At 73.8% G+C, this 20431-nt stretch carries 20 protein-coding genes and 1 pseudogene; 9 read left to right on the forward strand and 12 right to left on the reverse strand.

Translation table 11 applies throughout. The features are described from left to right. Nucleotides 1-32: 32 nt before the first annotated feature. The 3 genes from BLASA_RS16180 to BLASA_RS16190 form a co-directional block, all read right to left on the reverse strand. Nucleotides 33-1430, reverse strand: coding sequence for a DUF4407 domain-containing protein (locus BLASA_RS16180; protein ID WP_014377287.1), 1398 nt, complete (start codon nt 1428-1430; stop codon nt 33-35). Nucleotides 1431-1552: 122 nt separating this feature from the next. Beyond that, on the reverse strand, nt 1553-2023 hold the full coding sequence (locus tag BLASA_RS25175; RefSeq protein WP_014377288.1) for a hypothetical protein: 471 nt from the start codon (nt 2021-2023) through the stop codon (nt 1553-1555). 93 nt (nt 2024-2116) lie between these two features. After that, a complete protein-coding gene (locus tag BLASA_RS16190; RefSeq protein WP_014377289.1) occupies nt 2117-3172 on the reverse strand; it encodes a flavin-containing monooxygenase in 1056 nt (351 codons plus the stop codon). Between the two features lie 55 nt (nt 3173-3227). On the opposite strand from BLASA_RS16190, the gene BLASA_RS16195 reads away from it, so the two are divergent. Continuing rightward, nucleotides 3228-3815, forward strand: a complete 588-nt coding sequence (locus BLASA_RS16195; RefSeq protein WP_014377290.1) for a TetR/AcrR family transcriptional regulator — start codon at nt 3228-3230, stop codon at nt 3813-3815. Beyond that, nucleotides 3812-4279 (forward strand): hypothetical protein, encoded by a 468-nt coding sequence (locus BLASA_RS16200; RefSeq protein ID WP_051005047.1) that lies wholly within the window; start codon nt 3812-3814, stop codon nt 4277-4279. The genes BLASA_RS16195 and BLASA_RS16200 overlap by 4 nt, the downstream gene beginning before the upstream one ends. Here BLASA_RS16200 and BLASA_RS16205 read toward each other — a convergent pair. Next, nucleotides 4243-4824, reverse strand: coding sequence for a TIGR03086 family metal-binding protein (locus tag BLASA_RS16205; RefSeq protein ID WP_041775809.1), 582 nt, complete (start codon nt 4822-4824; stop codon nt 4243-4245). The genes BLASA_RS16200 and BLASA_RS16205 overlap by 37 nt on opposite strands. A gap of 54 nt (nt 4825-4878) precedes the next feature. On the opposite strand from BLASA_RS16205, the gene BLASA_RS16210 reads away from it, so the two are divergent. Genes BLASA_RS16210 through BLASA_RS16220 form a run of 3 tightly spaced genes read left to right on the forward strand, consistent with a single transcriptional unit; the run spans nt 4879 to nt 6855 of the window. Then, on the forward strand, nt 4879-5298 hold the full coding sequence (locus tag BLASA_RS16210; protein WP_014377293.1) for a DUF1810 domain-containing protein: 420 nt from the start codon (nt 4879-4881) through the stop codon (nt 5296-5298). 46 nt (nt 5299-5344) lie between these two features. Beyond that, nucleotides 5345-6379 carry a glutathione S-transferase family protein gene (locus BLASA_RS16215; RefSeq protein WP_014377294.1) on the forward strand — a complete coding sequence of 345 codons (1035 nt, stop codon included), beginning with the start codon at nt 5345-5347 and terminating at the stop codon, nt 6377-6379. A gap of 50 nt (nt 6380-6429) precedes the next feature. Continuing rightward, nucleotides 6430-6855, forward strand: coding sequence for a hypothetical protein (locus tag BLASA_RS16220; RefSeq protein ID WP_014377295.1), 426 nt, complete (start codon nt 6430-6432; stop codon nt 6853-6855). Nucleotides 6856-6865: 10 nt separating this feature from the next. On the opposite strand, the gene BLASA_RS16225 is transcribed toward BLASA_RS16220, so the two are convergent. The 3 genes from BLASA_RS16225 to BLASA_RS16235 are packed head-to-tail and all read right to left on the reverse strand — an operon-like array spanning nt 6866 to nt 10639. Further along, on the reverse strand, nt 6866-8017 hold the full coding sequence (locus tag BLASA_RS16225; protein ID WP_014377296.1) for an acyl-CoA dehydrogenase family protein: 1152 nt from the start codon (nt 8015-8017) through the stop codon (nt 6866-6868). Further along, entirely contained in the window at nt 8014-9063 is a 1050-nt protein-coding gene (locus tag BLASA_RS16230) for an LLM class F420-dependent oxidoreductase (protein ID WP_014377297.1), read from the reverse strand. The genes BLASA_RS16225 and BLASA_RS16230 overlap by 4 nt, the downstream gene beginning before the upstream one ends. Before the next feature lie 43 nt (nt 9064-9106). Further along, nucleotides 9107-10639, reverse strand: coding sequence for a class I adenylate-forming enzyme family protein (locus BLASA_RS16235; RefSeq protein ID WP_014377298.1), 1533 nt, complete (start codon nt 10637-10639; stop codon nt 9107-9109). Between the two features lie 150 nt (nt 10640-10789). Here BLASA_RS16235 and BLASA_RS24615 point away from each other — a divergent pair, with 150 nt between their 5' ends. The 4 genes from BLASA_RS24615 to BLASA_RS16250 all read left to right on the forward strand — a co-directional run bounded on the left by BLASA_RS24615 (nt 10790) and on the right by BLASA_RS16250 (nt 14603). Beyond that, nucleotides 10790-11380, forward strand: coding sequence for a DUF6318 family protein (locus tag BLASA_RS24615; RefSeq protein ID WP_166486567.1), 591 nt, complete (start codon nt 10790-10792; stop codon nt 11378-11380). Nucleotides 11381-11415: 35 nt separating this feature from the next. Then, on the forward strand, nt 11416-12294 hold the full coding sequence (locus BLASA_RS25400; protein WP_193345663.1) for a hypothetical protein: 879 nt from the start codon (nt 11416-11418) through the stop codon (nt 12292-12294). 93 nt (nt 12295-12387) lie between these two features. Next, nucleotides 12388-13872: an HNH endonuclease signature motif containing protein gene (locus tag BLASA_RS16245; RefSeq protein WP_051005051.1), complete on the forward strand. Its 1485-nt coding sequence runs from the start codon at nt 12388-12390 to the stop codon at nt 13870-13872. 110 nt (nt 13873-13982) lie between these two features. Continuing rightward, nucleotides 13983-14603, forward strand: a complete 621-nt coding sequence (locus BLASA_RS16250; RefSeq protein WP_014377302.1) for a hypothetical protein — start codon at nt 13983-13985, stop codon at nt 14601-14603. 33 nt (nt 14604-14636) lie between these two features. On the opposite strand, the gene BLASA_RS16255 is transcribed toward BLASA_RS16250, so the two are convergent. The 5 genes and pseudogenes from BLASA_RS16255 to BLASA_RS16280 all read right to left on the reverse strand — a co-directional run bounded on the left by BLASA_RS16255 (nt 14637) and on the right by BLASA_RS16280 (nt 20383). After that, nucleotides 14637-15698 (reverse strand): hypothetical protein, encoded by a 1062-nt coding sequence (locus tag BLASA_RS16255; RefSeq protein WP_014377303.1) that lies wholly within the window; start codon nt 15696-15698, stop codon nt 14637-14639. Continuing rightward, the gene (locus BLASA_RS16260) at nt 15695-16729 is read right to left on the reverse strand and encodes a hypothetical protein (protein ID WP_014377304.1); all 1035 of its coding nucleotides are present in this window, start codon (nt 16727-16729) and stop codon (nt 15695-15697) included. Before BLASA_RS16260 ends, BLASA_RS16255 begins: the two co-directional genes overlap by 4 nt. Next, nucleotides 16726-18174: pseudogene (locus BLASA_RS16270) on the reverse strand (UGSC family (seleno)protein). The gene BLASA_RS16260 and the pseudogene BLASA_RS16270 overlap by 4 nt, the downstream one beginning before the upstream one ends. After that, nucleotides 18171-19250, reverse strand: coding sequence for an acyl-CoA dehydrogenase family protein (locus BLASA_RS16275; RefSeq protein WP_014377307.1), 1080 nt, complete (start codon nt 19248-19250; stop codon nt 18171-18173). Before BLASA_RS16275 ends, BLASA_RS16270 begins: the two are co-directional and overlap by 4 nt. Next, nucleotides 19247-20383, reverse strand: a complete 1137-nt coding sequence (locus BLASA_RS16280; RefSeq protein ID WP_014377308.1) for an acyl-CoA dehydrogenase family protein — start codon at nt 20381-20383, stop codon at nt 19247-19249. The genes BLASA_RS16275 and BLASA_RS16280 overlap by 4 nt, the downstream gene beginning before the upstream one ends. Nucleotides 20384-20431 lie beyond the last annotated feature (48 nt).

Below are 20431 nucleotides of genomic sequence, written 5' to 3' on the forward strand. Positions count from 1 at the left end.
CCTCCTCCGGGAGGCGGGCCGCTCTGCGATGGTCAGACGGTCGTCGGCATCCGGTCGATGGGCCGGCGACGGACCGACCGCACCGTGCGGGCGGCCAGCTCCCGGATCGGGCCGGTGTCCCACATCTGCCGGCCCGGCTCGGCCGGGGCCTCGGCGGCCGCGGTCTCCGGCTGGGCGCGGCCGGCCTCGGTACGGGCGGCGATCTCGGCCAGCGCCACGCGGCGCCGGGCCAGGATCGCCTCCTTCTGCCGGTCCACCCGCTCCCGCTCGGCGAGCACCAGGAGCTCCTCCCTGGCCCGGGCCACGGTCCGCCGCGACTCCTGCGCCATCTCCTCCAGGTCCACGTCGCCGGAGTCGCGCAGGGCGACCAGCCGGTCGTAGGCCGTGGGCGGGCTGAAGTTGAGCAGCAGCTTCATGAGCACCGGGAGCACCTCGACGCACATGAACAGCAGCGAGAGCATGAACTGCGCGGCGGCCAGGGTCATGTTCTCGTCGCCCAGCCGGTCCAGGGCCTCCAGGCGGAGCAGGATGCCGCCGGAGCCCTCGTTCTCGGCGTCGAACGCGGCCTGCAGCCGGTCGAGCTCCGCGGTGAGCCGGGTGAACTCCTCGCGGTCGCGGTCCAGGGAGCCCTCGGCCAGCGAGGCGCTGCGCCCCTCGGCCGCGGTCACCGCGGCGACGGCGGCGTCGAGCTCCGCACGCGCCGAGTCGACCACCGCGGTTTGCGCGTCGGCCGCGGCCCGCGCCTGCAGGTAGGCCCGCCCCGTGCCGGCGTCACCGGTGCCGCAGGTGCCGTCCAGCTCGCACTGCGCCTTGGCCTCGAGCTGGCGGGAGACGGTCACCGCGGAGTCCAGCGCCGCCTGCTTCTCGGCCACGGTGCCACGCACCACCGCGAGCCCGGCGTCGGCCGCTCCCCCGCTGGCGACGATCGCCTCCTGCTGGGCGATCCGCTCCTCCAGCTCGGGCAGGTCGGCGAACCGGGTGTCCGCCTCGAGGCTCTGCCGGTGGGCGTCGGCGGCCTCGGCCTGCATCGACACGATCTCCGCGTCGATCTCCTTGTGGAACACCTGCAGGGTCAGCGGGGTCGCCACGACGACGCCGAGGACCAGCGCCAGGCCGATGCGCGGCACGGCCATGATCAGGTTCCGCTTCAGCGAGGCGTCGTGCGCCATCCCGACCAGGATCATCCGGTCGAGGTTGACCACGACCGCGCCCCAGCCCAGCCCGACGAGCAGGGCCACCGGCCACCAGACGCCCAGCGCCATGCCGACGGCGAAGGCAGCCGAGACGGCGGCCAGCGCACCCGTGCTGAGCAGCACGCCGCCCAGCGCCACGAAGCGCGGCCGGGCTCCCGGCGCGGCCGCCAGCACGTCCGGACGTGCGCCGGCCAGGATCGTCAGCCCGTCACCGAGCCGCCGTCGTCGCTCGCTCATGCTGTGCACCCCCGGGTGACGGGGATCGCGAAGGACCGTCACCCACGAGTGCTTATCGGCAGTCCCGGAGGCGGCCCGGCACCGTGATCGATCTCGCTACCGGGCCCGGGGTGTCGGAGCTGTCAGCCGACGATGCCGTCCTCCACGGTGTCGGGGCCGGTGTCCGGGCCGGCGTCACCGTCGTCGCCCGGGCTCTCGAACGGGCTGTCGCCGTCGGTGGTGCCGTCGTCGGTGATCTCGGCCTCGCTGTTCGTCTCCTCGTCGGTGGTCCCGTCGCCGGTGGTCGCCCCGTCGGTGTCCGCTCCGTCGGTGGTGTCGACGTCGGGGATCGCGCCGTCCTCCACGGTGTCGGGGTCGTCACCCTCGGCGCCGGTCTGGTCGTCGTCCTGGATGCCGCCGGTGCCGGGATCGATGCTGTCGGCGTCCTCGGCCCCGCCGTCGACGCGGTCCGGATCACCGACCTCCTCCTCGTCGAAGACGGCCGGGATGCCGGTGCCCTCGAGGTCGGCCTCGTCGTCGCCGAAAGCGCAGCCGCTCAGGCCCAGGCCGGCAGCGAGCAGCGCGCCGGCGAACGTCCGTGTGGTCCTGCGCATGTCTCCTCCTCCTGCGGTACGTCGTCCGGGCTTCCCTTGCCCGCCGCGGCCGTCGACACACCGCGACGGCGGCAGTTGACACCGCATCGACATCTACCGGCGCCGGGCGACCAGGCGGTCGACCACGGCCCGGGCATCGGCGCCGACGCCGCCGACGAGGTGCGAGGTGATCGACCGCTGGTACGGCAGCCCCACCGCGTAGAGCCCGGGCGCCCCGGGGACGACGCCGCCGCGGTGCCGCAGCCGGCCGGCGCCGTCGAGCGCGTCGAGGCGCAGCCACCCGTAGTGCGGCCGCAGGCCGGTGCACCACACCACGGTCGCCGCCGGGACCGTGCGGCCGTCGTCCAGCAGCGGCAGCCCGTCACGGACGCCGGCGACCCGGGGCAGCCGCTCGACCCCGGCGGCGGCGAGGTTCGCCGGCCGGACGCGGCCCAGCGGATCCGCGCCGCTCCGCAGCGCCCGCCACGCCAGGACCGCGCCGAAGCGGCCGAGACGCTGGAAGAGCGGGAAGGTGCGGCGCCCGAGTCTCGGGGTCACGCCGACGTCGCGGCCGGCCAGGGACACCTGGCGTCGGACCGCCGGGTCGCGGGCCACGTCGAGGGCGATCTCCGCCCCGGAGTTGCCGGCGCCGACGACGAGCACCGGCCCGGCGGGCAGCTGGCCGGGCCGGCGGTAGTCACGGGAGTGCAGCTGGACGATCCCCGGGTCGAGCTCCTCCGCCATGGCCGGCACGTACGGCGCGTGGTGGGCGCCGGAGGCGAGAACCACGTTGCCGGCGCGCCAGCTGCGGCCGCCGGCGGTCACCAGGAACCGCTCACCCTCGCGGCGGACGTCGGTCACCGGGCTCTCCAGCTCCACGGGCAGGGCGAAGTGCCGCGCGTAGGTCTCGAGGTAGTGGGCGACGGCGTCCTTGCCGGGGTACTCGTCGGGGTCGGCCGGGAACGGCAGCCCGGGCAGCCGGGTGAAGCCGGCGGGGGTGAACAGCTGCAGCGAGTCCCATCGCTGCCGCCAGCTCGTGCCCACGCGGTCGGCCGCCTCGACGACGACGAAGTCCTGGTCGCGCTGGGCCAGGTGGTAGGCGGTGGCCAGGCCGGCCTGCCCGGCGCCGATGACCACCGTCCCGACGGTGGCGGGGCTGTCGCCGGCCATGCGCATCTCCTCGTGTAGACGTCGACGTATACATCCGGGCGTCTACGATGCCACGATGGAGACCGCGGGCGGCGACCGGCCGGGGCGCCGGCTGCCGCGAGCCGAACGGCGGGACCAGATCCTGGCAGCCGCGACCGGCGTCTTCGCCCGCGACGGGTTCACCGCCACCGGCATGGGCGACGTCGCGACCGCCGCCGGGATCAGCCGGGCGATCCTCTACCGGCACTTCGACACCAAGGCCGACCTCTACCGCGCCGTCCTGGCGCGCGCCCGCCACCACCTCCAGGACGCCGTCGGCGAGCCGCCCTACACCGAGCGGATCGTCGACGACCTCCTCCGGGGCGCCGCCGCCGATCCCGCCGCGTTCACCGTGCTGTTCCACCAGTCCGGCCGGGAGCCGGAGTTCCGGGCGGACGCGGACCGCTTCACCGCCGACATGGTCGCCATGGCCCACGACCACCTCTCGGCCGTCATCCCCGACCCGGCCTGGGCCCGGTGGGCGGCGCAGCTGGCGCCGGCCACCACGATCGCCGCCGTCGCGGCGTGGCTCGACGCCGGCCGGCCCGACCCGGAGCACGCCGCGGCGCGGATCCGCCGCGCGATCGAGGGCATCCACGTCGCGGCGAACGCGGACCGGCGATGACCGACGCCGTGCACGACCGTGCCGCCGGCCGGCCGTTCCCGGAGCTCCCGGACGACGAGTTCTCCGTGCTCGCCGAACCCGGCACGGTCGGCGCCGGGCTCCGCCGGATCCGGGAGCTCTGCTCGGAGACTCCGGGTGTCTCGGCGAAGCACGTGGTGGCGGCGCTGCACCACCACCGTCCGTCGCTCGTCCCGCTGCTGAGCCGGCCCACCCGCTGGCAGCTGCTGCCCCACGTCCGCGAGGGCGACAGCAGCGTCGAGGCGGTCATCCACCGGGAGATCCGCGCCAACCGCGCAGCCCTCTCCCTCCTCCAGGAGCGCGTCGCCGACCTGCTGCACGGGGACGCCCCGCTGACCGTCCTCCGCCTGCACGACGTCCTGCTGTGGCTGAGCGCGACCCTGCGGCTGAGCCACGCCGTCGCACTCGGTCAGGCAGCGGTCCAGCCGGGGTCACGGCCGGTCTGACCGAGCAGGCGGGCGAACGCCGGGGCGTCGTCCGGCACGGGCACCACCGGCCCGAAGAGGCCCTCGGGTTCGGCCGAGGGATCCCTGCGATCGCCCACCATCTCGGCGCACGCCCGCACGGAGGCATCGTCGGGCCGGTAGGGCTGCCCGGTGGCGACGGCGAGGTCCCAGCCGTGGACGAGCACCTCGTTCAGCGCCACCACGGCCATCACCGACGCCGGCAGGCGTACGCCGGCCACCTCGGCGTCTCCCTCGCGCGCGGCCGGGTCGCCCCAGGCGGTGGCGAGCGCGTCGAGCCGGGCAGGCAGCAGGGTCCGCCAGTCCGGCGCCAGGCTCGTGGCGTCCGCCGACGGGCCGCCGGAGAACTCCGCCCGCTCCGCGGCCGACCGGAACGCCAGCGTCAGCCCGACCAGGTGGTCGAGCAGCGCCGCCACCGACATCCCGGCGCACGGCGTCGGATCGTCCAGCTGGTCATCTCCCACCCCGGCGACCACACGCGCGGTCTCGGCGGTCTGCGGTCCCAGGTCCACGGTCGTCGTCTGCATGCCAGTAGGACGGCACCGCGGCGTGGAACTCATCGCCTGGGGCAAGCTGCCGGGGTGAGCGATCCCCACGACCTCCGCCGGTTCGTCGACGCGCAGACCAACACCTACGACCAGGCGCTCGCCGAGCTGCGCGCCGGGAGCAAGCGCACCCACTGGATGTGGTTCGTCTTCCCGCAGATCGCCGGGCTCGGCCGCAGCGGCATGGCGCAGCGGTTCGCGATCGCCGATCTGGACGAGGCCCGCGCCTACCTGGCGCATCCGGTGCTGGGCCGCCGCCTGGTCGAGTCCGCCCGGGCGCTGACCGCGCTGGACACCGACGACCCGGTGGCGGTCATGGGCTCGATCGACGCGCAGAAGCTCCGGTCGTCGATGACGCTGTTCGCGCACGCCGCCCCGGATCAGCCGGTCTTCCGCGAGGTGCTCGACCACTACTTCGGCGGCACCGAGGACGATGCGACGACGAGCCGGCTCTGAGCGCCCCACCTCGCGCCGTCGCCCGGTGTCCGAGAAGGTTGAGGACGTGAGTGCAGACACGAGCGGATCCGGTTACGTCGAGGCCGAGTACTCGCGCGACTCCAAGTACATCTCCGACCGCATCACCTCCGACGGCTCGAGCCGCTGGCCGGTCGAGCCCGGCCGCTACCGGCTGGTCATCGCACGCGCCTGCCCGTGGGCCAACCGCTCGGTGATCGTGCGCCGGCTGCTGGGCCTGGAGGACGCCATCTCCATGGGCATGTGCGGGCCCACGCACGACGAGCGCAGCTGGACCTTCGACCTCGACCCCGACGGGCGCGACCCGGTGCTGGGCTACGAGCGGCTGCAGGAGGCGTTCCTCGCCCGCGACCCGGAGTACTCGCGCGGCATCACGGTGCCGGCGATGGTCGACGTCCCGAGCGGGGCCGTCGTCACCAACAACTTCCCGCAGATCACCCTCGACCTCTCCACCCAGTGGACCGCCCACCACCGCGAGGGCGCGCCCGACCTCTACCCCGAGCACCTGCGGGACGAGATGGACGAGGTGATGGAGCGGGTCTACCAGGAGGTCAACAACGGCGTGTACCGCTGCGGGTTCTCCGGCTCGCAGCGCGCCTACGACAAGGCCTACGACCGACTGTTCACCACGCTGGACTGGCTCAGCGAGCGGCTGGAGAGCCAGCGCTTCCTGATGGGCGGGCAGATCACCGAGGCCGACGTCCGGCTGTTCACCACGCTGGCCCGGTTCGACACCGTCTACCACGGCCACTTCAAGTGCAACCGGCAGAAGTTGTCGGAGATGCCGGTGCTGTGGGCCTACGCGCGTGACCTGTTCCAGACCCCGGGCTTCGGCGACACGATCGACTTCCCGCAGATCAAGGAGCACTACTACGTGGTGCACGCCGACATCAACCCGACGCAGATCATCCCGAAGGGCCCGGACACGTCCGGCTGGCTGCTGCCGCACGACCGGGAGCAGCTCGGCGAGCGGCCGTTCGGCGACGGAACGCCGCCCGGGCCTCCCCCGCCGGCGGAGCAGGTGCCGGCCGACCACGGACCGGGCGGGATCCCGCACCGCTGACCCTGTGGACAACCCCGGATCGGCTCCGCGGAGCTGACACGGTGACGGGCATGACGATCTCACCGCCCACCGACGTGCCCGTCCGCTCCGCCGCCGATCTCACCGACCGCTGGCGAGCCGTCCTCGGCGCACCCGACTTCACCGGCCGCAGCCTGTGGCTGACCTGGTTCGGCGCCGACGGCCGCCAGCTCCCGGTGGTCATCCCGGTCGAGGACCTCCCTCAGCTCCCCGATCCGGTGCTGCTGGTCGGTCTGCGCGACGTGCACGCCACGGTGCTCGGCGACCAGCTGGGCGGCCAGGGCCACCTCGCCCTGGCGCTGTGCCGGCCGGGTGGTCCTGAGATCACCGCGGACGACGAGGCGTGGGCCGAGGCGCTGCGGTCGGTGCTGGACGAGGCGTCCTGGAGCCTGCACCTGGCCGCGGCCGGCAGCGTGCTGCCGCTGGTCGAGGCGCCGTCGTCGGTGTGGGGCCGCTGACGGCTGCTGCTCAGAGCGCGTGCCGGGCGATCCACTGCGCGGCGATGACGTTGCGCTGGATCTCGTTGGTGCCCTCGCCGAGGATCATCAACGGCGCATCGCGGAAGTAGCGCTCGACGTCGAACTCCTTGGAGTAGCCGTAGCCGCCGTGCACCCGCATGGCGTCGAGCGCCACCTGCATCGCGGCCTCGGAGGCGAACAGCTTCGCCATCCCGGCCTCCAGGTCCGCCCGCACCCCGCTGTCCAGCTTCTCGGCGGCGTCGGCGGTGAGCAGCCGGGCGGCCTGCACCTTGGTGGCCATGTCGGCGATCAGGTTGCCGACCGACTGGTGCTTCCAGATCGGCTTGCCGAACGACTCGCGCTCCTGCGCGTACCGGGTGGCGGCGGCCAGCGCCGCCTGCGCGACCCCCACCGCGCGCGCGGCGACCTGGACCCGCCCGATCTCCAGCCCGCGCATCATCTGCGCCCAGCCCCGGCCGGGCTCACCGCCGAGGACGGCGCCGGCCGGTACCCGCATCGCCTCGAAGGTCAGCTCGCAGGCCTCCACCCCGCGGTAGCCGAGCTTGGGGATCTTCTCCGACACGGTCAGGCCCGCGCCCGGTTCGACCAGCAGCACGCTCATCCCGGCGTGCGGCGGGGCGGCGTCGCGGTCGGTGCGGCAGAGCAGCCCGAAGAGCTGCGAGTGCTGGGCGTTGGAGATCCACGTCTTGCTGCCGGAGACCTCGTACTCCTCGCCCACCCGGTCGGCGTGGGTGCGCATCGCCTGCAGGTCGCTGCCGCCGCCGGGCTCGGTCAGCGCCATGGTGGCGCGCAGGCCGCCGTCGGCCATGCGCGGCAGGTACGTGCTGCGCTGCTCCTCGGTGCCGAAGGTGGCCAGCAGGTAGGAGATGACCGAGTGGCCGCCGATGGCGCCGGCCAGGCTCATCCAGCCGCGGGCCAGCTCCTCGGTGACGCGGGCGAAGCAGGCGGTGCTCACCGCGCTGCCGCCGTGCTCCTCGGGCACCAGCAGCCCGAAGAAGCCGAGCGACTTCATCTCCTCGATGAAGGCTTGCGGATAGCGGTCCTCGGCCTCGAACTCGGCCACCCGCGGGCGCACCCGGCGGTCGACGAAGTCCGCGGTGAGCGCCACCATCTCGCGCTCGTGGTCGGGCAGCGGGGTCATGCCAGGCTCTTGAGCAGCTCGATGGAGCGGAGCCGGTCGGCATGCTCGGCGGCCAGCGGCCGGGCGTTGAGCGTCGTCACCCCGGCCTCGCGGAAGGCGGCGACGCGCTCGGCGACGTGGCCGCGTGGCCCGACCAGTGCGACGCCGCGCACGAAATCCTCGGGCAACGCCGCGGCGGCGGCGTCCTTGCGTCCGTCGAGGTAGAGGTCCTGCACGGTGGCGGCTTCCTCGGCGTACCCGTACCGCACGGCCAGGTCGTTGTAGAAGTTCTTGCCCCGGGCCCCCATGCCGCCGACGTAGAGCGCCAGCTGCGCCCGCACCTGGTCCAGTGCGGTGGCCTGCTCGTCGGCGTCGTCGGTGATCAGCAGGTGGGTGTCGGCGACCACCTGCAGCGGCCCCAGGTCCGGATCCCGCCGCGTCACCCCCTCGGCCAGGGCCGCCCCGAACGCCGTCGCACTGCCCTCGGGGAGGAAGAACGCCGGCTGCCAGGCCTCGAACAGCTCCGCCGCGAGCGCGACGTTCTTGGGGCCGATGGCGGCCAGCAGCATCGGGATCCGCGGTCGCACCGGCTCGTTGATCAGCTTCAGCGGCTTGCCCAGGCCGCTGCCGCCGCGCTCGGGCGTGAGCGGCACGTCGATGTGCCTCCCGTGGTGGTCGAGCTTCTCCCGCCGCCAGACCGCACGGCAGACGTCCACGACCTCCCGCGTCGTGGCCAGCGGGGCGGTGTAGGGCACGCCGTGGAAGCCCTCGATGACCTGCGGGCCCGAGGCGCCGATGCCGAGGGTGAACCGCCCGCCGGAGACGTAGTCCAACCCGGCGGCGGTCATCGCCAGCAGCGCCGGCGTCCGCGAGTAGATGTTGAGGATCCCCGAGGCGATCTCCACCGTCGTCGTCCGCCCGGCGAGGTAGCCGAGGTGGCTCACGGCGTCGAAGGAATAGGCCTCCGCGACGAAGACGATGTCCAGGCCGGCGCTCTCGTAGTCCGTGATGACGGCGGTGGTGCGGTCGAACCCGCCGCTGTAGGAGATGGGCATGCCGATGCGCACGGGTGCTCCTGTCGCCGGGTGGGCAGTCACCGGCAACGTATCGCTACCGCGGGACGGCGACCCAGCCCGCCGCGTCGCGCAGCGGGTTCTTCAGCACCTTGCCGCCGGCGTTGCGCGGCAGCGGACCGTCGATCACCCGCACGAACTGCGGGCACTTGAAGTCGGCCAGCCGCTCGTGGGCGAAAGATGACAGCGATGCCACCAGCTGGTCGGGCTGGGTGCCGGGCTTGGGCAGGACGACGGCGCCGACCTTCTCCCCCATCACCGGATCGGGCACGCCGACGACGGCCACCTCGAGGACGTCGGGGTGCTCGGCCAGGGCGTTCTCCACCTCGACGCTGTATACGTTCTCGCCGCCGCGGTTGATCATGTCCTTGGCGCGGTCGACGATCCGCACGATGCCGTCGGTGAGGGTCGCGAGGTCGCCGGTGTGCAGCCAGCCGTCGACGAACGTCTCCGCCGTCCGCACCGGGTCGCCCCAGTAGCCGGCGACGACGTTCGGCCCGCGCACCAGGAGCTCGCCGACTCCGGTGACCGCGTCCGGCTGGTCGAGGCGGACGTCGTTCAAGGGGGGGGCGAAGCCGACGGCGTCGGCGTGCGTCCCGGCGTACTCGTGCGGGAGGAAGGTGGCCAGCGCGCTGGTCTCGCTGAGGCCGAACCCGTTGCCGAGGCGGGCGTTCGGGAAGGCGGTCCGCAGCCGGTGCACGAGTTCCGGGGCGATCGGGGCGCCGCCGTAGCTGAGGGTGCGGACGGTGGAGACGTCGGTGGTCGCCAGCGCCGGGTGGCGCAGCACCAGCTCGTAGATCGTCGGGACGCTGGTGAGCAGCGTGATCCCGTACCGCGGGATGGCGTCGAGGAAGGCCGTGGCGTCGAAGCGTGGCATCAGCACCGAGGTGCCGCCCAGGGCGATCTGGCCGAGGAACTGGGAGTTGCAGCCGGTGACGTGGAACAGCGGGACGGAGATCAGCGTCGCGTGCCGCACCGCCGGGTCGCGGCTCAGCTCGCGGCAGCGGATGACCGACTCGACGTTGCTGAGGAAGTTCTCGTGGGTGGTCATGGCGCCTTTGGGCCGGCCGGTGGTCCCGCTCGTGTAGAAGAGCGCGGCGACGTCGGTGTGCGCCGGGTCGGGCAGCTCGCCGGGCTCGCCGTCGGGCAGCGGCTCCCCCGGGCGGACGACGTAGGCCGCGCCGCAGTCGCCGAGGATGAAGTCCGCCTCCGCGGGCGCCAGGCGGGTGTTCATCGGGACGACGATCGCGCCGGCCAGCAGGGCGCCCCAGAAGGCGAGCACCCAGTCGACGCCGTTGGGCAGCTGGACGGCGACCCGGTCGCCGGTCTGGACTCCCGACTCGCGGAGACCGCCGGCGATGCGCATGGCCCGCTGCCAGAGTTCGGAGTAGGTGAGCTGCCCACCGCCGAGCTCGACGATCGCGGTGCGCTCGCCACGGGTCGCCGCCTGCGCGAACAGCACCCGGACCAGGTTGACCGGCAGGCCGGTGTAGCGGCGGATGCCGTCGGCACCGACCTCGATGCCGCTCGTGTCGAAGGGATGCTCCCCCGTCGTCTGCTCCGTGCTCATGCGTCCCCCGTCTCCGGCCCGATCCGGTCCGGATTGTGCGCCGATGAGCCAGGTCTCTCCGGGGCGGCGTGGTCACCCGATCCGGCGGCAAGCGGCAGCTGTCCACAGTTACGGAACCGGAAACGTCGCGACCCTGCGTAGTCTCCCGCTGTGCATGATCTCCGTGGGGGACGAGTTCGGACGGCGCTCGGCTGCGTGGTGATGGGTGCGTTGGTGCTCACCGGGTGCTCGGAGAGGCAAGAGGCGAGCACCACGCTGCCGACCACCGAGGCCGCCCCGACGACCGAAGCGCTTCCGACCTTGGGCCCCGCTGACTTCCCAGTGCCCGAAGAAGCGCGCGAGCAGACGCCCGAGGGTGCGGTCGAGTTCGTCCGCTACTACGTAGCTCTCACGAAGCACCTCGCGGTGAACTCTCGGGATCCCGAACCTCTCCTGCAGCTCAGCCAGGACTGCCGCACGTGCAACCAGATCGCTCAGGCGTTGACGGCTGATCTGGCCGCCAGCTACAGCTACCGTGAGTACGCATACGAGTTTGACGAGTACGGTCCGGCCCTCGTCGACGGCGAGACGGCCGAAGTGGGATTCGCCTACGTCCAGGGCCCCATCACCGCGGTCGACCAGGCCGGACAGATCGTGCCCGATCGATCCGCCGCGACGCCCGAAGAGCTGCAGTCGGGCGCAAGCCTGCTGTGGAACGAAGACCTCCAGAGCTGGGTCATCACCGGCCTAACGGTGGGCTGACCATGCAACGGCTACTCCTCGTGCTGAGTGTCTTGGTGACAGCCATCGCGGTGAGCGCCACCTCGGCGCAGGCCTGCGTGGGACTCGACTGCGACGGCCCGGGCGTCACGACCGGCCCCGGTTCTCTGACCGCGGCCTACCTGGAGCGGTCGCCGGGCGGCTATTGGGCGGCCTCAAAAAACGCCCCCGTGGAGCACCCGTACACCTATCGCCTCTCAAGGCCCTGCGTCATCGCTGACCGGGAGAACGGCGGGTGCCGACCAAGCGACTTCTTCGAGTGCCCAGCAGCACCCGGTCGAGTCGTGGAATACCTGGTGCCCGAGCAACGGCGCCTCGTGCTGTCGGGACCAAACGGCACGACAAGGACCGAGGACGAATTTCCACCGGGAGACGCCTCTGTAGGCACGCCCGTAGGCCCGTGGATCGTCGGACAGCGAGCCTGCATCGACATCACCGCGTTGAACCCGCCACCGTCGCCGGGTGAAGTGTTCCGCTACTTCGAGACGCTGCCGCTTCCCCAGCTTACGACCCAGCACCAGCCACCCGGGGACGGGCTGACCGGGCTGCCAGTCATCTTCTATACCGACTCCCCCACCACCCAGACCTTCACCGTCGACATCCGCGGCTTCCAGGTCGTCATCGAAGCCACCGCGCAGCGGTTCACCTGGCACACCGGCGACGCCACCGGCCAGATCGTGAGCACCGACCCCGGCCGGCCCTACCCGGACGAGACCGTCGAGCACTCCTACCAGTCGGGCACCTACACCGCCTCCCTCACCGTGACCTGGGGCGCGACGTTCACCGTCGACGGCGGCACGCCCGCCGACGTGCCCGGCACCACCACCACCGACGGCCCACCGGTCACCTTCGACGTCCTGCAGGCCCGCACCGTGCTCACCAACCCCTACGACTGACCTGCGGAAACTGTCGTAGGTCGGTTCTACGGTGTGGGTGTGTTCGACTCCGGCCCACCTCGTGAGCCAGCCGATGGTGTCCCGATCCGCGACGTGCCCGACACGGTCGCGGTGGGGCTGAGCGATCTGGAGCTGGTCGCTGACATCTGGGCCGCCGACGCCCGCGAGGCCCGGCACGCCGCCCAACGAGCCGAGGCGATCGCGGCCCTGGCCCGGCGGCGGGCGATCGAGCGGGACCGCGAATTCGGTCGCCTGGGCGGCCCCGGGCTGGACACCCGCCTCCGACGGAGCCCAGTGCTGGCCCAGGTGAGCGAGACGTTCACCGCCGAGCTGGCGCTTATCCGCGGCTGCTCGGAAGCGGAAGCGGAGTCCCTGGCGATCGAGTCGATCGTGCTCACCACCAGCCTGACCGGCACGTGGGACGCCCTGTACGCCGGAGAGATCGACGTGCGGAAGATGCGCGCTCTGGTGGACCTGCTGAGCCCCGCGAAACAGTCGGTGATCGAGGAGATCGAACGGCGCGTTCTGCCCGCCGCCGGGCGGCTCACCGTCCCCCAACTCCGGCAGCGGGTCCGCCGCGCCCTGGCCCAGCTCGACGCCGAAGCCCTGGACAAACGACGGGAAGAGGCCGCCCGACGCGCCGACGTCCGCGCGCACCGCACCGGGGAGGGGATGAGCCAGCTGGTCATCGACCTGCCCGTCGCACGAGCCGCCGCCTGCGTCGACGCCATCGACCAGTACGCCCAGATGCTGCGCGCCGACGGCGACCAGCGGCCGATCGGGGTCATCCGGGCGGCCATCGCCGCCGACCTCATCCTGCGCCCCTGGGACACCTCCCGGCCGCCGGTCACCGCCCGCCTGGACGTACACGCACCCATCACATCCCTGCGCGAGCCGGACGGCCCGGAGTCGACGCCGCAGCCCGCCGCCGAGGTCGCCGGCGAGATCGTCACCGCCGCCGAGTGCCGAGAGCTCCTCCGGGAACTGGACATGCTCGGCGTCCGCTCCGCGCCCGCCGGCGGCTGCGTGCAGGTGGCCGTGGGCGACCCGGTCAGCGGCCGCCTCCTCGCCGTCGCCACCCTCGACCAACTGCGTCGCGGGGCCGGCATGCGTCGGCGCCGCACCCGGAGCGGCGCCCGGCGGAGCAGCGCCCGCGCCGACGGGGACGCCCCACCGGAGAGCGGAGCCGCCGACGGCCCCGGGGTCGGTCCCCCACCACCCACATCCGCATACGAGCCGAGCACCAGACAGGACAGATTCATCCGCACCCGGGACCGGCACTGTCGGATGCCGGGCTGCCGGCGACGCGCCGGCCGCTGCGACATCGACCACGGCACCGCCCACGCCGACGGCGGCCCCACCGACTGCTGGAACCTCTGCTGCCTCTGCCGCCGGCACCACCGGATCAAGACCTTCGCCCGCGGCTGGTCCTTCCAACTGCTCGACGACGGACGACTCATCGTCCGCACACCCAGCGGCGTCTCCCGCGAGACCCGCCCACCCGGTTGGTGCTACGACTCCGAACCGGACCCACCGTGGCTGGAAGAAGAGCACCCACCCGACCAGCTGCGCTGCTGATCGACGGAACCGGCGCGTCCGGAAATGGTGACAACGGGTGCCCGGACGAGGACAGTGAGCGGGGCGGCGATGCCGTCCGGGGCTCGCCTGCTCGCGAGAGGAACCGTCGCATGTACGCGCGCTCCACCACCATCACCGGCACCCCGGTGAACGTCGACCGCGGCGTCGTCTACGTCCGGGACCGGGTGCTTCCCGCGGTCCTCGGCATGGACGGCTTCGTCGGTCTCTCCATGCTGGCCGACCGGCACTCCGGCCGCTGCATCGTCACCACCGCCTGGGAGGACCGCGCCGCCCTGCACCGCAGCGCCGGCGGGGTGAAGGCGATGCGCGCACGCACCGCCGAGATCCTGGGCGGGCCGTCCACGGTCGAGGAGTGGTCCATCGCCGTGCTGCACCGCGTGCGTCCGGCGCCGGAGGGTGCCTGCGCCCGGGTGACCTGGACCCGCGGCCGCCCCGATCGGCTCGACCACATGGTCGACGCCTTCGGCGTGAGCCTCGTGCCACGCCTGGAGGACATCCCCGGCTTCTGCTCGGTGAGCATGCTCGTCGACCCGACCGAGGGCCGGAGCACCACCGCCGTCACCTACGAGAGCCGGGAGGCCATACAGGCGTCGCTGGACCGGGCCACCGAACTCCGCCAGGAGTTCAGCCGGCTCATGGGGGCCCAACTGCTCGAGGTGGCCACCTTCGAACTGGTCGTCGCCCACCTGCACGTGCCCGAGACCGTCTGAGCTTCCCGGACCGACGCCGCCGCCGACGAGTGGTCAGCCCGCCCGGGGACCGGACCCCAGCGGCAGCACCGGCGCGGTCACCGACCGGGACCCGCCCATCCAGGTCGGCAGCAGCAGCATCTTCACGCCCGCTCCCCCGGTGACGACGACGTGCACGTCGGCCGGCGATCCTGCCACCGCCAGCCCCGAGGCCGCATACGCCGGCACCCCCGCTCGGAAGGCCAGCGATGCTGCGGCGCCCTGCAGCAGCGCCGCACCCTGCTCGAGCAGGAACGACGCCATCTGCTCGTGGCCCCACCCGTGCATCGACAGCAGCTCCGCCGGCTCGGGCGGCAGCAGCAGGAACTGCTCCCCCAGCGCACCGCGCGCCGGGTCCCCCATCGCCAGCACCATCCCGGCCATCGCCGCCGCGGCCGGGCCCAGTACCGACGGCGGCTCCCGGTAGCCCTCCCCCGGCAGCACCTCCACGATGGCGCCGGCCCCGATCACCGTCACCGCGTCGACATCCACCCCGAGACCGCGGCGCTGCGCCAGCGACGGCAGCGGGCGGGCGGCCTCCGCCGTGCAGCAGGTGTACTTGGCCGGCTGGCCGATCGTCGCCATGTCGGTGACGCCCACGGTCGCGCCCCCGATGCCGGCCAGCGCCATCGAGACGGCCCGCCCGATGCAGGCGTTCGCCCGGTTCCCCGTCCCGAGCCCGCCCGCGCCCGACGTCATGCCCAGCCGGCGCCCCACCGGCCCGTGCACCAGCACGGCCACCGCCGGCGCGCCGGTCGTCGTGGAGAGGCCCAGCAGGTTGAACGAGTCGTCCAGCGCCGCCCGGCAGGCGGCGACCACCACCGGCAGCTCATCGGCCCGGCAGCCGGCCAGCACCGCGTACCAGGCCACGGCCCGCACGCTCAGCGCCCCGAACAGCGGCGGGACCAGCCCGAGCTCCGCGTCGGGTGCCGCGACCCCGGCCAGCATCGCCTCGAGCCGGTCCGCGGTCGGCGGCACCACCGGTAGCCCGTCCCCGTGCCCGGCCGCCAGCAGGTCGGCCAGCACCGCGGCCGGGTCCGCGTCGCCGGCGACGAGCGGCAGACCCGGGTGGGTCACCGCGCGACCGGCACCGCGCGGGACACCGCCGCCGTCGCCCCGAACGACGGGATCCACGCCGAGTGCTTGCCGGCGCCCCCCGCCACGAGCACGTGCAGCATCTCCGGCCCGGTGCTCACCGGGTACATGTCGCCGTCGGGCTCGACGCCCCAGTCCTCGAACTGCCGGCGGTTCTCCTCGGAGAACTGGGACACCGGGATCCGCGCCCGCTCCCACAGCCAGTCGCGGATCGCGTCGACCGTCCACCCGTCGCGGTGCAGCGTCGCGGCGTGCTCGGGGCCCAGCACCAGGAAGTGCGGGCCCTTGACGTACACGTTGTTGGACCCGGCGTCGGTCATCGTCCCGGCGATCGTCATGAGCAAGCCGAGACCCGTGGTCGACCCGTGGTCGTTGATGTTGTGCGGGCCCTCGCAGGCCGCCACCGTCACCATCGACTCGCCGGGGGCGAACCCGCGGCGCACCGAGAACGGCTCGAACGGGCTCTCCTCCTCGTTCTCGGCGAAGCACCACGAGTACTTCGCCGGTGTGCCCTGCGTCGACCGGTCCATCGACCCCGGTCGCGCGCCACCGATGTGCGTGGTGATCAGCTGCACCGCCCGGCCGATGACGGCGTTGGCGCGCGTGCCCTGCCCGAAGCAGTTGCCGCCGGAGTTTAGACCGACCACCGTCCGCACCGGCCCACCGACGACGACCAGCGGCGCACACGGGTGGGTCGTCGCGAGCACGCCGTGCAGGTTGTACTCCGGCGCCAGGATCGCCCGCACCGCCGCCAGCACCACCGGCAGGTCCGCCGGACGGCACCCCGCCATCACCGCGTTCGCCGCGAAGCTCTCCCGGGTCGGCACCAGGCCTGACGGCGGCACCGGCCCCAGGTCCAGGTCGATGCCCTCGAGGGCCGCCAGGGCCGCCGCCACCCGCGCCGGGGTGGGCGGCACCGTCGGCAGCCCGTCGCCCCAGCCGCGCTCCTCCGCGGCCTCGTGCCAGGTCTCCTCGGTCACCCCGGGGAGCTCGATCACCTCCGTGTCGGTCATGCGCTCCCCCGCGCCTCGTCGGCCAGCGGCAGCAGCGCACCGGCGGCGGCCTCGATCCGCTCGGCCAGCTCCGCCTCGTTCAGCCCACCCACCGGATGTGGCACGACGACCACCCGCGGCGTCACCCGCCGGGCCTTCGCCTGGGCCTCCACCAGGGGCAGGAACGACGAGGTCACCAGCAGCGGTGCCACGACGCCACGCTTCTCCAGTTCCACCGAGTCGTGGAGACTCCACGACGAGCACGAGCCCTAATCGCCGACGGCCACCAGCACCATCTTGTAGCGCTGCGACAGCCAGTCGATGACGTCCTTGTCGGCGGCGGCCGAGGCGTTGGGCTTGCTGGCGTAGCCGATCTCGGGCAGCTCCCAGTGCTCCTGCAGCCGCGCCCCCACCCCGCGCAGCAGCTCGGTGGCGTTCGGCTTCGAGTTGGAGAACAGCGCCACCTCGGACCAGTCGGCCGTCCCCCCGGCCTGCGTCTCGGCCGCGGAGTCGGCCGGCTGGACGCCGAAGGTCGGATCCACGATCCGCAGCCCCGGGCCTCCCGCGGCGCGCAGCGCCGCGACCGCCGCGGTACCGGCGGCCTCGCCGTCGGCTGCCGCCGATCGCACGGACTCAGGAGCGCCCGAGCGGGCGTCGCCGGCGACGAACACCGCCGGCACGGCGGTGCGCACGTCCTCCTCGGTGGGCAGCCGGCCCGACTCGTCCGGAGGCAGCCCGGCGACCAGGGTGTCCGGCCCCCGCCGCCCGACGTAGGGGAACAGCCCGTCGACCGCCAGTTCCCGCTCGCCCCCGGCGGTGGCGACGACGACACCGGACAGCACGCCCTCGCCCCGCAGCGCCGTGACCGCGGCCCCGGTCAGCACCTCGACGCGCGCCGAGGCAGCCAGCCGCCCGGCCCGCTCCGCGGACCAGCGTGGCTGCCCGGGCACCAGCACGGTCACCGCGGAGGCGACCTCGGCCAGCTCCAGCGCCTCCTCGGCGGTCCACTCGTCGTCGCCGACGACCGCCACCGCCCGCCCGCGGAACAGTGGCCCGTCGCAGCCCGCGCAGGTGGAGATGCCCCGGCCGACGAGCAGCTCCTCGCCCGGCAGCCCCAGCCGCCCGGGGCCCAGCCCGGTGGCCACCACCACCGCGCCGGCGGTGACCTCGCCCTCGGAGGTCTCCAGCCGCGGCGGTGCACCCGCGTGCACCCCGGTGACCTCCGCGAACGCCGTCGTCACCCCGGCCGCCTCGGCCTCGGCCACCAGCCGGCCCATCAGCTCGGCCGAGGACGAGACCTCACCCGGCGCCGGCACGTCGTGCAGCCCGGTCAGGTTCACCAGCTGCCCACCCGGGGCCATCCGGTCGTAGGCCACCACGCGCAGCCCCGCCTCCGCAGCCACCCGTGCGGCGGTCAGCCCCGCCACCCCGGCACCGACGACGGCGACGTCCCAGTCGCTGCTCATCCGCTCACCAACCCCGTCGAGATCCGCGGCCACAGCTCGTCGGCGCCGGCGCCGGCCAGCCGCCGCCCGAGTTCCCGGTTCCAGTACCGCTCGCTGCCGAACTCGTCCCGCCACGACCACAGCCGCCGGGTCAGCTGGCCGAGCTCGTACTCCTTGGTCATGCCGATCGCGCCGTGCGCCTGGTGCGCGGCCCGGGCGGCGACGGTCGCCGCCTCGCTCGCGGCCGCCTTGGCCGCCGCCACGTCGAAGAAGCTCGGGTCCGGGCGCGCGTTGAGGGCCGCCACCTCGGTGGCCAGCCCGGCCAGCTGGGCCTCCTCGGCGATCGTCACCAGATGGGCCTGCACCGCCTGGAACCGCGCGATCGGCCGGCCGAACTGCTCCCGCTCGCCGGTGTAGCGCACGGTCAGCTCGCTCACCCGGGCCAGCGCCCCGGCGATCAGCGCCGCCCGGCCCAGCGCCCCGCGCAGCCGCAGCGCCTCGCCGTCCACGCCCTCCGGCGCCGGGGCGACCACCTCGTCGGACAGCGGGACGTCGTCCCACGTCAGCGTGTCCCGCGGTTCGAGGGCGAGGTTCCGGCCCGGCGTCACCTCCGCCGCCGCGGTCGGCGCGGAGACGACGGAGCACTCGCCGTCGACGGAGGCCAGCAGGACCACACGGGTGCTCCGCCCGCCCCACGGCACCCGCTGCAGCCGCGCGGTCAGCCGCCAGGCGCCGGGGCCTCCGGACAGCTCGACCACGTCGCCGGGCCGGCCCACGGCCACGGACACCGGGCCCTCGGGCAGCTCCAGCCCGGCCGCGGCGAGCGCCCATCCGCCGAGCAGGCCCGCCTCGGCGAGCGGCACCGGCGCGGCGAACCGGCCGGCCGCCGCCAGGAGCGCACAGGCGTCGGCGACGTCGCCTCCCGAGCCACCGGCCTCCTCGGGCACCGAGACGGAGGGGAAGCCGGACTCCACCAGTGCCGACCACAGCCGCTCGCTCCAGCCGGTGCCCTCCGCCGCGACGACGTCCTCCGGGGTGGACAGGTTGCGGAACAGGCCGGTGGCGACCTCGGTGAGCATCGTCCGGTCGTCACTCATGAGCCCAGCCCCTTCGCGGCCACGGAACGCAGGATCTCGGTCGTGCCACCACGCAGCGTGTACCCCGGTGAGTTGAGGACCGCCTCGGCGAGCAGCCGCTGGAAGAGCGACCCCGACCCCTGGTCGACCTCCATCTCGGCCGCCACGCGCAGCGCCTCGACCAGGTCCTGCTCGAACCGGGTGCCGATCTCCTTCACCAACGCCGCCTCGACCGCGGGCGCCTGACCGGCGTCCAGGGCGCGCGCCACCGACAGCGACAGCTGCCGGATCGCCCAGAACCGGGCGGCGAACCGTCCGACCACCGTCGCGTCACCGTCATCGACCGCCGCGCCGGCCTTCCGCAGGAACTCCCGCAGCACGGGGAAGGTCGACAGCCAGCGATCGGGACCGCTGCGCTCGTAGGCCAGCTCGCTGGTCACCTGCTTCCAGCCCGAGCCGACCTCGCCGAGCACCATGTCGTCGGGCACGAAGACGTCCTCGAGGGCGACCTCGTTGAAGTGGTGCGAGCCGTCGATGAAGGGGATCGGCGAGACCGTCACCCCGGGCCCGCGCAGGTCGACGATCAGCTGGGAGAGGCCGACGTGCTTCTTGCCGTCCTCCATCGGCGAGGTCCGGCACAGCACGGCGAAGAAGTGGTTCAGGTGCGCCTCGCCGGTCCAGACCTTGGTGCCGGTGACCGTCCAGCCACCCTCCACCTTGGTCGCACGGGTGCGCACCGAGGCGAGGTCCGAGCCGGAATCGGGCTCGCTCATCCCGAGGGAGAAGAAGATCTCGGCCGCCGAGATGCCCGGCAGGAACGTCCGCCGCTGCTCCTCGGTGCCGTAGTGCAGCAGGGTCGGGCCGGTCTGCCGGTCGGCGACGAAGTGCGCGCCGATGGGCGCGCCCGCGGCAAGGAGCTCCTCGGCGACGATGAACCGCTCGACCGCGGTCCGCCCGTGCCCGCCGTACTCCGGGGGGATCGCCATGCCCACCCAGCCCCGGGCGGCGAGCTTGCGGGAGAAGTCCGGATCGTGCCGGGCGGCGAAGCCCAGCGCGGGAAAGTGGTCGGCGGGCAGCTCCGCGGCCAGGAAGTCGCGCACCTCGGCGCGCAACGACTCCTCGGCCGGGCTGAGGGTGGTGGCGCCGAAGTGCACGGCGGGCCTCCTGGGTCGGGGGGGTGTCCCGCCGGACCGCCCGCACGG

This window comes from Blastococcus saxobsidens DD2 (genome assembly GCF_000284015.1).
Lineage (GTDB): Bacteria > Actinomycetota > Actinomycetes > Mycobacteriales > Geodermatophilaceae > Blastococcus > Blastococcus saxobsidens_A.

Bases quoted from the DNA above. Each gene is read 5' to 3' on its own strand.
- BLASA_RS16180 (WP_014377287.1), bottom strand. From the start codon at position 1,430: ATGAGCGAGCGACGACGGCGGCTCGGTGACGGGCTGACGATCCTGGCC.
- BLASA_RS25175 (WP_014377288.1), bottom strand. From the start codon at position 2,023: ATGCGCAGGACCACACGGACGTTCGCCGGCGCGCTGCTCGCTGCCGGC.
- BLASA_RS16190 (WP_014377289.1), bottom strand. From the start codon at position 3,172: ATGGCCGGCGACAGCCCCGCCACCGTCGGGACGGTGGTCATCGGCGCC.
- BLASA_RS16195 (WP_014377290.1), top strand. From the start codon at position 3,228: ATGGAGACCGCGGGCGGCGACCGGCCGGGGCGCCGGCTGCCGCGAGCC.
- BLASA_RS16200 (WP_051005047.1), top strand. From the start codon at position 3,812: ATGACCGACGCCGTGCACGACCGTGCCGCCGGCCGGCCGTTCCCGGAG.
- BLASA_RS16205 (WP_041775809.1), bottom strand. From the start codon at position 4,824: ATGCAGACGACGACCGTGGACCTGGGACCGCAGACCGCCGAGACCGCG.
- BLASA_RS16220 (WP_014377295.1), top strand. From the start codon at position 6,430: ATGACGATCTCACCGCCCACCGACGTGCCCGTCCGCTCCGCCGCCGAT.
- BLASA_RS16225 (WP_014377296.1), bottom strand. From the start codon at position 8,017: ATGACCCCGCTGCCCGACCACGAGCGCGAGATGGTGGCGCTCACCGCG.
- BLASA_RS16235 (WP_014377298.1), bottom strand. From the start codon at position 10,639: ATGAGCACGGAGCAGACGACGGGGGAGCATCCCTTCGACACGAGCGGC.
- BLASA_RS16250 (WP_014377302.1), top strand. From the start codon at position 13,983: ATGTACGCGCGCTCCACCACCATCACCGGCACCCCGGTGAACGTCGAC.
- BLASA_RS16260 (WP_014377304.1), bottom strand. From the start codon at position 16,729: ATGACCGACACGGAGGTGATCGAGCTCCCCGGGGTGACCGAGGAGACC.
- BLASA_RS16275 (WP_014377307.1), bottom strand. From the start codon at position 19,250: ATGAGTGACGACCGGACGATGCTCACCGAGGTCGCCACCGGCCTGTTC.